Annotated in this window: 9 protein-coding genes; 7 read left to right on the top strand and 2 right to left on the bottom strand. The window is 70.0% G+C overall.

Annotation, left to right across the window (positions count from 1 at the left end; all coding sequences use genetic code 11):
- The first annotated feature begins 127 nt into the window (after nt 1-127).
- From LE181_RS17815 to LE181_RS17805, 3 genes are all read left to right on the top strand, one after another.
- On the top strand, nt 128-1,537 hold the full coding sequence (locus LE181_RS17815) for a DNA primase family protein (protein ID WP_225662285.1): 1,410 nt from the start codon (nt 128-130) through the stop codon (nt 1,535-1,537).
- 88 nt (nt 1,538-1,625) lie between these two features.
- Nucleotides 1,626-1,868: a helix-turn-helix transcriptional regulator gene (locus LE181_RS17810; RefSeq protein ID WP_225662284.1), complete on the top strand. Its 243-nt coding sequence runs from the start codon at nt 1,626-1,628 to the stop codon at nt 1,866-1,868.
- A 91-nt stretch (nt 1,869-1,959) separates the two neighbouring features.
- The gene (locus tag LE181_RS17805; RefSeq protein WP_225662283.1) at nt 1,960-3,237 is read left to right on the top strand and encodes a tyrosine-type recombinase/integrase; all 1,278 of its coding nucleotides are present in this window, start codon (nt 1,960-1,962) and stop codon (nt 3,235-3,237) included.
- Nucleotides 3,238-3,249: 12 nt separating this feature from the next.
- Here LE181_RS17805 and LE181_RS17800 read toward each other — a convergent pair whose 3' ends face one another.
- Nucleotides 3,250-4,779, bottom strand: a complete 1,530-nt coding sequence (locus tag LE181_RS17800) for a helix-turn-helix domain-containing protein (RefSeq protein ID WP_225662282.1) — start codon at nt 4,777-4,779, stop codon at nt 3,250-3,252.
- Nucleotides 4,780-4,909: 130 nt separating this feature from the next.
- Between LE181_RS17800 and LE181_RS17795 the strand changes: the two genes are divergently transcribed.
- The 3 genes from LE181_RS17795 (at nt 4,910) to LE181_RS17785 (ending at nt 7,319) form a co-directional block, all read left to right on the top strand.
- The gene (locus LE181_RS17795; RefSeq protein ID WP_225662281.1) at nt 4,910-5,845 is read left to right on the top strand and encodes a DUF1648 domain-containing protein; all 936 of its coding nucleotides are present in this window, start codon (nt 4,910-4,912) and stop codon (nt 5,843-5,845) included.
- A 1-nt stretch (nt 5,846) separates the two neighbouring features.
- Entirely contained in the window at nt 5,847-6,209 is a 363-nt protein-coding gene (locus LE181_RS17790) for a GntR family transcriptional regulator (protein ID WP_225662280.1), read from the top strand.
- 216 nt (nt 6,210-6,425) lie between these two features.
- Nucleotides 6,426-7,319 (top strand): alpha/beta fold hydrolase, encoded by an 894-nt coding sequence (locus LE181_RS17785; protein ID WP_225662279.1) that lies wholly within the window; start codon nt 6,426-6,428, stop codon nt 7,317-7,319.
- Between the two features lie 3 nt (nt 7,320-7,322).
- Here LE181_RS17785 and LE181_RS17780 read toward each other — a convergent pair whose 3' ends face one another.
- A complete protein-coding gene (locus LE181_RS17780) occupies nt 7,323-8,435 on the bottom strand; it encodes a PP2C family protein-serine/threonine phosphatase (RefSeq protein ID WP_225662278.1) in 1,113 nt (370 codons plus the stop codon).
- A 371-nt stretch (nt 8,436-8,806) separates the two neighbouring features.
- Between LE181_RS17780 and acnA the strand changes: the two genes are divergently transcribed.
- Complete coding sequence (gene acnA, locus LE181_RS17775; protein WP_308103149.1) at nt 8,807-11,521, top strand: aconitate hydratase AcnA; 2,715 nt, start codon at nt 8,807-8,809, stop codon at nt 11,519-11,521.
- The last annotated feature ends 124 nt before the right edge of the window (nt 11,522-11,645 follow it).

Genomic DNA, 11,645 nt, shown 5'->3' with positions numbered 1-11,645 from the left:
CACGCCCCACAGTGGTGGGCGCCCGAAGGGTCGTCGGCCGTCAGGCCGTCCTTTCAGCTCTTCGCCCGGACTGGCAGCCTGCGGCCAGGCGCAAGTCCCGCCTCCACCCCGAGGGGAAGGACGCAGCATGACCGGCCGTGAAGTGCTGCCGGCCCCCTCGAACCCCATGGCCGTGGCCCGCCGTCTCCTTCCGGCCTGGCAGACACCGGACGGACACCTGCTCTGTCGCCGCTGGCGGGGCTCCTGGATGCGTTGGACGGGGGCCTGCTGGCGCGAGCTGGACGACCTGCAGATGCGAGCATCCCTGTACGAGCGGTTGGAGCACGCCACCTTCTGCGTCGGCCTGACCAAGGACGGGGAGCCCGACATCCGTGACTGGGCTCCCACCAAGCAGAAGATCAGCAACCTCCTCGACGCCCTTGCTGCCATCACCTTCCTGCCCACGGACACCGACGCTCCCGCCTGGATCGGCCAGGAAGCAGACCAGGACGACGGAAGCCCGGTCGTGGCCTGCCAAAACGGACTGCTGCGCATCCGGGACCGCGCCCTGCTCTCGCACAGTCCCATGTTCTTCAACCTCGTCTCTGTCCCCTATGCCCACGACCCGCAGGCCACCGCACCCACGTGGGAAGGGTTCCTGGCACAGATCTGGCCCCACGACCCTGACGCCATTCAGGCACTTCAGGAGTGGTTCGGCTACGTCCTCTCAGGCTGCACGGACCAGCAAAAGATCCTTCTCATCGTCGGCCCGTCCCGCTCCGGCAAAGGCACTATCGCCCGCGTCCTCAAAGAGCTGGTCGGCCGCGAGAACCTCGCCGGGCCGACGCTTGCCGGGCTCGGCACGAACTTCGGGCTGTCGACCCTGGTGGACAAGCCGCTCGCGGTCATCTCGGACGCCCGGTTGTCCGGCAACGACAACAGCCAGGTCGTCGAACGGCTGCTGACCATCTCCGGTGAGGACACCATCGACGTCGACCGCAAGTACCGCGAAGTGTGGACCGGGAAGCTCCCGACGCGGCTGATGATTCTTTCCAACGAGCTGCCGTACTTCGGCGACTCCTCCGGAGTCATCGCCCGCCGGTTCGTGGTGCTCAACATGACCGTGTCGTGGTTGGGCAGAGAAGACCCGACCCTGTTCGGTCGGCTTGTCGCCGAAATGCCAGGGATTCTGAACTGGGCCCTCGACGGGCTGGCCAGGTTGGAGGCCAAGGGCCGGATCACCGAGCCCGCATGCAGCCGCGAGGCGGTCACCACCATGCAGGACACCGCGTCGCCCACGTCGGCGTTCATCCGCGAACGCTGCACCACCGGGCCGGCGTGCAGCATCCCGGTGGACACCCTGTGGGCCGTCTGGCGGGAATGGGCCGAAGACAACGGCGTGCGCGCTGTCGGCACGAAGCAGATGTTCGGCCGCAACCTGCTCTCCGTCGTCCCCCAGCTCCACCGCACCCGGCCCCGGGACGCCTACGGCCGGCAGGTCGCCACCTACAACGGCATCACCCTCAAGCAGTTGGATCCACATCAGCCTGAGTCGTGACTCATCGCGACTCAAAACCCTGCGGACCGCCTCTGAGTCGCGATGAGTCGCGACTCAGAGCAATGTGGTTCTACCTCGCGGAGGACTTGTGAGGCTCGCCAAGACCGCACCGACCGATCCCCGGGCCGCCCTTCGGGGCGGGCTCCCTGACCGGTACCTCACCCCGGACGACATCGCCGGCCTGTTCGGTGTGCCGAAGGAGACCGTCTATCAGTGGCGCAGGAAGCGCATCGGACCACCTGCGTTCCGGATCGGCAAACACCTCCGTTACGACCCGACCGAGGTCGAGAGGTACGTAGCCGGTCTCAGAGCGGCTGACACGGCCGCGTAGCGACAACACACGCATGACCACACCCACGCCTCGGGGCGGAGCCGGCACGGCTCCGCCCCGAGGCGTTCTCAGAAGGGATCAGCGAGCCGTCATGGCAGGCCACATCCAGGATCGTTGGTACAAAGCAGAAGTCGGGGTCAGCGGCAGACCGGTCAAGGTGAAGACCGACCGCCACGGCAAAGGCATGCGTTACCGCGCCCGCTATGTCGCTCCGGACGGGACGGAGAAGAGCCGCTCCTTTCCCGACAAGCAGAAGCGCCTCGCGGAGGCGTGGCTGGCTCAGATCGAAGCGGACCTGGTTCGCGGCCTGTACATCGACCCCCACGCAGGCAAGGTGACGTTCGAGACCTACGCCACCGCCTGGCTGCGCTCACAGACCAGCGACATCTCCACAGTCGACACCATTGACCAGCGGCTCAGGCTGCATGTCTTCCCCCACATCGGGGGTCGCTCCATGAATGCGTTCCTCCCCGGGCACATCAGGGCCTGGGTGCGGGCCCTCCAGGATCGCGGTCTGTCGGTCTCGTACCGTCGAGTCACGTTCGCGAACGTCTCCGCCATCTTCTCCGCAGCGATGGACGACGGTCTCATCGTCAAAAACCCTTGTCGTGCCGGCTCGGTGCGTCCTCCCAAGGCAGAGAAGAGGAAGGTGAAGCCGTGGCCCCTGGAGCAGGTCTTCGCGGTCAGGTCGGCACTGCCTGAGCGCTACCGCAAGGTGGTCGACGTGGGCGCCGGCTGCGGCCTGCGGCAAGGCGAGATCTTCGGACTCGCAGCGGACGCCGTCGACTGCACCGGCGGAGTGTTGCATGTCGTGCGCCAGGTGAAGATGGTCAGAACGCAGCTGATCTTTGCGCCGCCGAAGGGCAACAAGGTCCGCGAGGTGCCGCTTTCCGAAGAGGTGGCCGCCGCCCTGACGGAGCACATGGCCCGGTTCCCTCCCCTGGCCGTCACGCTGCCGTGGCGGGCTCCGGACGGCCCTCCGGTGACTGCCCCGCTGCTCTTCTACTCAAGGGAACGGAAGGCAGTGAACCGGAACTACTTCAACATGAGGGTCTGGAAGCCTGCCCTCGTGGGCGCCGGCGTCATCGCCGAGCGCGAGCCGGGGAAACTGTTCGAGCCGTCCAGTGAGCACGGCATGCACGCGCTGCGGCACTTCTACGCCTCCCTGCTCTTGGACGAGGGAGAGAACGTCAAAGCCTTGGCCGAGTACTTAGGGCACTCGGACCCGGGCTTCACCTTGCGCACGTACACCCATCTCATGCCGAGCAGCCAGGCCCGGGCGCGCAGGGCCGTCGACCGTGCCTTCCGCCGAAGCAGAGGAACGGGCGACGGCCCACAGACGGCCCAGGGGGATGAAACACCGCCCTGACCTGGGGAAACGTCAGATGTCCCGGAACGTCTCGATCTGGGCGCCGACCGAGTTGAGGCGCTCGGCGAGGTCCTCGTAGCCGCGGTTGATGACGTAGACGTTGCGGAGGACGGAGGTGCCCTCGGCGGCCATCATCGCCAGGAGCACGACCACGGCCGGGCGCAGGGCGGGCGGGCACATCATCTCGGCGGAGCGCCAGCGGGTGGGGCCCTCGACCAGGACGCGGTGCGGGTCGAGCAGCTTGACGTCCGCGCCGAGGCGGTTGAGGTCGGTGAGGTAGATGGCGCGGTTGTCGTAGACCCAGTCGTGGATGAGGGTCTGGCCCTGGGCGAAGGCGGCGATGGCCGCGAAGAAGGGCACGTTGTCGATGTTCAGGCCCGGGAACGGCATCGGGTGGATCTTGTCGATCGGCGCGCGCAGCTTGGAGGGGCGTACCGTCAGGTCCAGCAGGCGGGTGCGGCCGTTGTCGGCGCGGTACTCGGCGCTGCGCTCGTGGTCGAGGCCCATCTCCTCCAGGACGGCGAGCTCGATCTCCATGAACTCCACCGGCACCCGGCGGATCGTCAGCTCCGACTCCGTCACCACGGCGGCGGCCAGCAGGCTCATGGCCTCCACCGGGTCCTCGGACGGTGCGTAGTCGACGTCCCGGTCGATGGTGGCCACGCCGTGCACGGTGAGCGTGGTGGTGCCGACGCCCTCGACCCGTACGCCGAGCTCCTCCAGGAAGAAGCAGAGGTCCTGGACCATGTAGTTGGAGCTGGCGTTGCGGATGACGGTCACGCCGTCATGGCGGGCGGCGGCCAGCAGGGCGTTCTCGGTGACGGTGTCTCCGCGCTCGGTCAGCACGATCGCCCGGGTGGGTGCGACCGAACGGTCGACGCGGGCGTGGTACGTGCCGTCGGTGGCCGTGATCTCCAGGCCGAAGTGGCGCAGGGCCGTCATGTGGGGCTGGACCGTCCGGGTGCCGAGGTCGCAGCCTCCGGCGTACGGGATCTTGAAGTGGTCCATGCGGTGCAGCAGCGGGCCCAGGAACATGATGACGCTGCGGGTGCGGCGGGCGGCCTCGGTGTCCATCGCGGCCAGGTCGAGCTCGGCGGGCGGGACGATCTCCAGGTCGTTGCCGTCGTTGATCCAGCGGTGGCGGACGCCGATGCTGGCGAGCACTTCGAGGATCCGGTAGACCTCCTCGATCCGGGCGACCCGTCGCAGGGTCGTGCGGCCGGCGTTGAGCAGTGTGGCGCACAGCAGGGCCACGCAGGCGTTCTTGCTGGTCTTGACGTCGATGGAGCCCGAGAGGCGGCGGCCGCCGACGACGCGCAGGTGCATCGGGCCGGCGTAGCCGAGCGAGACGATTTCACTGTCGAGCGCCTCGCCGATGCGGGCGATCATATCAAGACTGATGTTCTGATTTCCCCGCTCGATGCGGTTGACCGCGCTCTGACTCGTGCCGAGAGCGTCCGCGAGCTGGGACTGGGTCCAGCCACGGTGCTGCCGGGCGTCACGGATGAGCTTGCCGATGCGGCCGAGGTAGGCGTCTGTCATGAGACAGACGGTATCTCAGATATGAGATTACTTCGCCTCGCGCCATGGTTTCCCCTTTGTTCTACTACTATGCGAACAACATGGAGGGGTGATGAACGTACTTCTATCGATTGCGAAGGAACGGCGGCGATTGCTGCTCGTCGTCTTGCCTTATCTGCTCGGCTGTGCCGCCTTCCTGACGGTCTTTCTGGCGCGTCATGACCGCCTCCCCGACCCCATGGCCACGCACTTCTCCGGCGCCGGTCGCGCCGACGGCTACACGGCACTGGGTTCGTTCCCGTACGTCGCTCTCGCACTGCTGCTCGTGCCGGCCGTGCTGTTCGCGGCGCTGGCCTACGGCATGAGGGGAGGGCGCACGAGAGCCCTGGTCGCTTTCGGTTACGCCCTCGCGGGGCTCCTCGGCTACCTCCTCTGTGCCCTCGTCCTCGGCAACGCACGGGCCGGCGCCGACGGGACCGGGGCCCGGATGGGGATGGGGGAGCTGGGCGTGGCCCTGGCCGTCGCCGCCGCGGCGGGCGGTCTGGGGTGGCTGCTGGCCGGCCGGGACGCGACGCCCGCGCGCGAGCCGGCACCCGTCGTTGCGCCGCGCCTCGAACTGCGGGACGGCGAGGCCGTGACGTGGACCCGGTCCATCACCTCCCGCCCCCTGCGCCGGATCGGCCTTGCGCTCGTCCTGCCGGGCGCGGCCGTCGGGCTCCTCGCCGGCTGGGGCGCCGGCGCCGGCCCGGTCGTCGGCGGGCTGCTGGTCTGTGCCTTCTCCGCCGCCCGCATCACCGTCGACCGCCACGGCCTGACCGCGACCCTGCCCTGGCTGCCCCGCCCCCGGCTGCGCATCCCCCTCGACCGCATCGCATCGGCGACCAGCCGCCCCATCGACCCCCTTCCCGACCTCGGGGGCTGGGGCTACCGCGTCGTGCCCGGCCGCAGCGGCCTCGTCCTGCGCTCCGGCGAGGCCGTTGTGGCCCGGCTGATCACCGGCAGCGAATTCGTCGTCACCGTCGACGACGCGGCCACGGCGGCCGCACTGCTCGACGCGCTCGCGGCCCGGGCCGGAGGCAGGGCCTGACGTGCTCGTCCGCCTCGACCCCGGCTCGCCCCTGCCGCTCGGCGACCAGATCGCCGCCGCCGTCCGCGGCGCCATCGCCGACGGCTCCGTCCGCCCCGGCGAACGCCTCCCCGCCGCCCGCACTCTCGCCGACTCCCTCGACGTCAACGTCCACACCGTCCTGCGCGGTTACCAACGGCTGCGCGAGGAGGGCCTCATCGACCTCCGCCGCGGCCGCGGCGCAGTCGTGGCCACGGGCGCCGCACCACCGGGCCGCGCCCGGCTGGTCGAGGGCGTACGCGACCTGATCGCGGACGCACGGGCGCTGGGCATGTCGGACCAGGAGGTGATGGACCTCGTGCGGACGGGGCTCGCGGCGGGGTGAGACGTCGGCGTCGGAGGGTCGGTCCTCCCACGGACGTCGTGACTGCAGCATCACGACTGTCCAAGGTCTACGGCAATCGCCATCAGCGACGCGCCCGTTCGGCCCAACCCTCACTCGTACTGGTGAACCAAACCTGCCTGCGGCCCGCGACCGGCCCCCTGCGAAAATCGGTCAGCAGGCGGCCACGGGGGCCGTCCAGGGGGAGAGGTGTGTCCTGTGGCCACTCTGATCAGTTCCTTCACCGGTGACGAGGCGCGGGCCCGGGTGCTCGCCGCGTATGAGAGGGCCCTGGCCTTCTGGCCGCAGCCCCGCGAGGAGCGCGACGTCGAGACGGCCTTCGGGACCACGCGGGTCCACACCTACGGAGCGGACGGCGGCGGTACCCCGGTCGTGCTGCTGCACGGTCAGAGCGCCTCGCCCACCGAGTGGGCGCCGCACGTCGCCGCGCTTGCCGAGGGGCGCATGGTCTACGCCGTCGACCGGGTGGGGGAGCCGGGCCACAGCACGCAGACCGCGCCCATACGCACCCAGGACGAGACCGCCGCCTGGCTGGAGGAGGTCCTCGCCGGGCTCGGGCTGGAGCGGGCGCATCTCGTCGGGCACTCGTACGGCGGGTGGGTGGCGCTCAACCACGCCTCCCGCGCCCCGGGCCGCGTCGCCTCGGTGGCCGTCTACGACCCGCCGCGCGCCCTCGCCCCGCTCAAGGCCGGCTTCGTGCTCGGCGCCATCGCCTCCCTCGTCGGCGGTGCGGGATTCCGGTACCGGTGGTTCGAGAAGATCATCGGCGGTACGGGCGCGCCGGCCGGCCAGGCCGAGGCCCAGACCCGGTTCACCGTGGAGGCGCTGGGCGGCTTCCGCGTACGGCTGCTCCCGCCGCCGGAGATGGCCGACGAGGAACTGGCGACCATCGAGGCGCCCGCCCTCGTCCTTCTCGGAGGGGAGAGCCGCGTCCACGACGCCCGCCGGGCGGCGGAGCGCGCCCGTGTCATTCCTGACGTGCGTGTCGAGGTCGTCCCCGGCGCCGACCACGGCATCCCGGTCGAACTGTTCAACAGCCGCGTGCCCGAGTTCGTGCGCGAGGTGGAGGACGGGCGGGCCGCGCGGGCCTGACCGTCACCGGTCGTCCGCGTCCTCGCCCCGGGTGAGTGCCAGCAGCGCCATGTCGTCGGTGATGCGGCCGCCGGTGTGCCGGCCCACGTCGGCGAGCAGGGCGTCGAGCAGTGCGTCCGGTCCGGAGAAGTCGCGCCCGGACAGCCGGGCGACGGGGTCGTAGAAGACGCCGGCGCGGTTCCGCGCCTCGGTGAGGCCGTCGGTGTACAGCAGGAGGGTCGTGCCCGGCGGGAACGGCACCGTGTCGGCCCGGTCCTCGCCGGCGCCCAGCTCGGCCAGGGCCAGCGGCAGGGCCGGCTCGGACGGTTCCACGGCGCGCACCGCACCGCCGTGCAGCAGCAGCGGCGCCGGATGGCCGCGGTTGACCAGCCGCAGTGCGGTGCCGGAGGGCGGCATCTCGGCCAGGACGGCGGTGACGAACCCCTCGATCCGCTCGATGCCCGCCCGCCGCTCCGCCTCCCGCCGCAGCGCCCCGTCCAGCCGGCCCGCGACCCCGGTGAGCCGGGGCTCCTGCTCGGCGGCCTCCCGGAACGCCCCCACCGCCACGTCCACCGCCTTGACCGCCTCCATGCCCTTGCCGCGGACGTCGCCGACGACGCAGCGCACCCCGTGCGGGGTCTCCTGCACCGCGTAGAGGTCCCCGCCGATCTGGGCGTCCTGCACGGCCGACTGGTAGCGCACGGCGATCCGCAGATTCCCGATCGAGGCGGGCGGCTCCGGCAGCACGGCGCGCTGCACGGCCAGGGCGACCCGGCGTGCGGACTGCAGCCGCACGTCGCTGTAGTACATGAGGCGGCTGACGGCCACGGCGAGGGCCGAGACGGTCGCGACCGCCGCCAGCTCGCTCCGGCCGCCCGGGTCCCCGAGGAAGCCGAAGTGGCTCAGCAGTGCGGCGTCGGCGGCGCAGGCGCCGAGGCCCGCCAGGACCGTCGCGCGCAGCGACAGCAGTGCGGCGGCGGTCATGGGGGCGGCCGTGTAGAAAGCCTCGGCGCTGAAGTGGGGCGGGGTGTTGTAGTCGATGGCGGCGCCCCCGGCGAGCAGGAGGACGGGCAGCCACTGCAGGTGGCCCAGGCACCCGCGCCCGACGCCGTCGCGTCCCGCGCTCGGTGCCCTCACGTACCGCTCCCGCTCTCGCGTGCCGTCCCGTCCGACACGCTCCAGCATCCTCGGGCAGGATTGCGGCTGCCAGTCAGGGGACGGCGCAGGGGTTGCGTGCTCCGGGGATACGGGGGTACGTGCTTCAGGGGGTGCGTGCTGTAGGGATACGTGCCCTATGTCCGTGGGTGCCGACACCGGACGGCCCATCTGGGCATGACCGTTTCGCAGCGATGTACTAGAGTTATCTCGACATCGAGATATCTGCCGAGAGGCGTACCGCCGTCGCGCCAGTAAGGCGTACCTAAGTTAGGCACACCTTAGCGGATCCGCGCGGTGTCGGGGCGGCAGGATTGCCGCAGTACGCGAATTCATGCATGAAGGAGACTGTCGTGTCGGCGAACAGCTTCGACGCCCGCAGCACGCTGCAGGTGGGCGACGAGTCGTACGAGATCTTCAAGCTGGACAAGGTCGAGGGCTCCGCCCGCCTCCCCTACAGCCTGAAGGTGCTGCTGGAGAACCTGCTCCGCACGGAGGACGGCGCGAACATCACCGCCGACCACATCCGCGCGCTGGGCAACTGGGACTCGCAGGCCCAGCCCAGCCAGGAGATCCAGTTCACGCCGGCCCGCGTGATCATGCAGGACTTCACCGGTGTGCCCTGCGTCGTCGACCTCGCCACCATGCGTGAGGCCGTCAAGGAGCTCGGCGGCGACCCGGCGAAGATCAACCCGCTGGCCCCGGCCGAGCTGGTCATCGACCACTCCGTCATCGCCGACAAGTTCGGCACGAAGGACGCCTTCGGCCAGAACGTCGAGCTGGAGTACGGCCGCAACAAGGAGCGCTACCAGTTCCTGCGCTGGGGCCAGACCGCCTTCGACGAGTTCAAGGTCGTCCCCCCGGGCACCGGCATCGTCCACCAGGTCAACATCGAGCACCTGGCCCGTACCGTCATGGTCCGCAATGGCCAGGCGTACCCCGACACCCTCGTCGGCACCGACTCGCACACCACCATGGTCAACGGCCTCGGCGTGCTGGGCTGGGGCGTCGGCGGCATCGAGGCCGAGGCCGCGATGCTCGGCCAGCCGGTCTCCATGCTCATCCCGCGCGTCGTCGGCTTCAAGCTGACCGGTGAGCTCCCCGCCGGCACCACCGCCACCGACCTCGTCCTCACGATCACCGAGATGCTGCGCAAGCACGGCGTCGTCGGCAAGTTCGTCGAGTTCTACGGCGAGGGCGTCGCCGCCACCTCGCTGGCCAACCGCGCCACCATCGGCAACATGTCGCCGGAGTTCGGCTCGACCGCCGCGATCTTCCCGATCGACGGCGAGACCCTGAACTACCTCAAGCTCACCGGCCGCTCCGAGCAGCAGGTCGCGCTCGTCGAGGCGTACGCCAAGGAGCAGGGCCTCTGGCTCGACCCGGCCGCCGAGCCGGACTTCTCCGAGAAGCTGGAGCTCGACCTCTCCACGGTCGTCCCCTCCATCGCCGGCCCGAAGCGCCCGCAGGACCGCATCGTCCTCTCCGAGGCCGCCGCCCAGTTCGCGCAGGACGTCCGCAACTACGTCGACGAGGTCGACGAGGCGGGCAAGGAGTCCTTCCCGGCCTCCGACGCCCCGGCCGTCTCCACCGGCGCCCCGTCGAAGCCGGTCACCGTGACCGCCCCCGACGGCTCGACCTACGAGATCGACCACGGCGCCGTCACCGTCGCCGCGATCACCTCCTGCACCAACACCTCGAACCCCTACGTCATGGTCGCCGCGGCGCTCGTGGCCAAGAAGGCGGTCGAGAAGGGCCTGACCCGCAAGCCGTGGGTCAAGACCACCCTCGCCCCGGGCTCCAAGGTCGTCACCGACTACTTCGACAAGGCGGGCCTGACCCCCTACCTCGACAAGGTCGGCTTCAACCTCGTCGGCTACGGCTGCACCACCTGCATCGGCAACTCCGGCCCGCTGCCGGAGGAGGTCTCCAAGGCCGTCAACGACCACGACCTGGCCGTCACCTCGGTGCTCTCCGGCAACCGCAACTTCGAGGGCCGGATCAACCCCGACGTCAAGATGAACTACCTGGCCTCCCCGCCGCTGGTCGTCGCGTACGCCATCGCGGGCTCCATGAAGGTGGACATCACCAAGGACGCCCTGGGTGTGGACACCGAGGGCAACCCCGTCTTCCTGAAGGACATCTGGCCCTCCGAGGCCGAGGTCAACGACGTCGTGGCCAACGCCATCGGCGAGGACATGTTCAACAAGTCCTACCAGGACGTCTTCGCGGGCGACGCCCAGTGGCAGGCCCTGTCGATCCCGACCGGCAACACCTTCGAGTGGGACGCCGAGTCCACCTACGTCCGCAAGCCCCCGTACTTCGAGGGCATGCAGATGGAGCCGGCCCCGGTCACCGACATCACCGGCGCCCGCGTGCTCGCCAAGCTGGGCGACTCGGTCACCACCGACCACATCTCCCCGGCCGGTGCCATCAAGGCCGACACCCCGGCCGGCAAGTACCTCACCGAGCACGGTGTCGAGCGTCGTGACTTCAACAGCTACGGCTCGCGCCGCGGCAACCACGAGGTCATGATCCGCGGTACGTTCGCCAACATCCGCCTGCGCAACCAGATCGCGCCGGGCACCGAGGGCGGCTTCACCCGCGACTTCACGCAGGACGACGCGCCGGTGTCGTTCATCTACGACGCCTCGCAGAACTACCAGGCCGCCGGCATCCCGCTGGTCATCCTGGGCGGCAAGGAGTACGGCTCCGGCTCGTCCCGCGACTGGGCGGCCAAGGGAACGGCCCTCCTCGGCGTCAAGGCCGTCATCACCGAGTCGTACGAGCGCATCCACCGCTCGAACCTCATCGGCATGGGCGTCCTGCCGCTCCAGTTCCCGGCCGGCCAGTCGGCCGACTCGCTCGGCCTGACCGGCGAGGAGACCTTCTCCATCGCCGGCATCACGGAGCTGAACGAGGGCACCACCCCGAGCACGGTCAAGGTCACCACCGACACCGGTGTCGAGTTCGACGCGGTCGTCCGCATCGACACCCCCGGTGAGGCGGACTACTACCGCAACGGCGGCATCATGCAGTACGTGCTGCGCAACCTGATCCGCGGCTAGCGGTTCCGGTAACAGACGGCTGAGGGCCGCACCCCGTTCGTACGGGGTGCGGCCCTCGGGCGTTTTCGTGGGCTTCCGGTCAGAACATGGTGCTGTACTGGCCCCAGCCGCCGCCGATCCGCAC

Origin of the sequence: Streptomyces sichuanensis (assembly GCF_020328095.1) — a bacterium.
GTDB lineage: Bacteria > Actinomycetota > Actinomycetes > Streptomycetales > Streptomycetaceae > Streptomyces > Streptomyces cinnamoneus.
Note: the sequence above shows the minus strand (reverse complement) of the source record. Positions and strands in the feature narration are given on the sequence as shown.

Excerpts from the sequence above, each read along its gene's own strand:
- LE181_RS17815 (WP_225662285.1), top strand. The coding sequence starts at position 128 with ATGACCGGCCGTGAAGTGCTGCCGGCCCCCTCGAACCCCATGGCCGTG.
- LE181_RS17805 (WP_225662283.1), top strand. The coding sequence starts at position 1,960 with ATGGCAGGCCACATCCAGGATCGTTGGTACAAAGCAGAAGTCGGGGTC.
- LE181_RS17800 (WP_225662282.1), bottom strand. The coding sequence starts at position 4,779 with ATGACAGACGCCTACCTCGGCCGCATCGGCAAGCTCATCCGTGACGCC.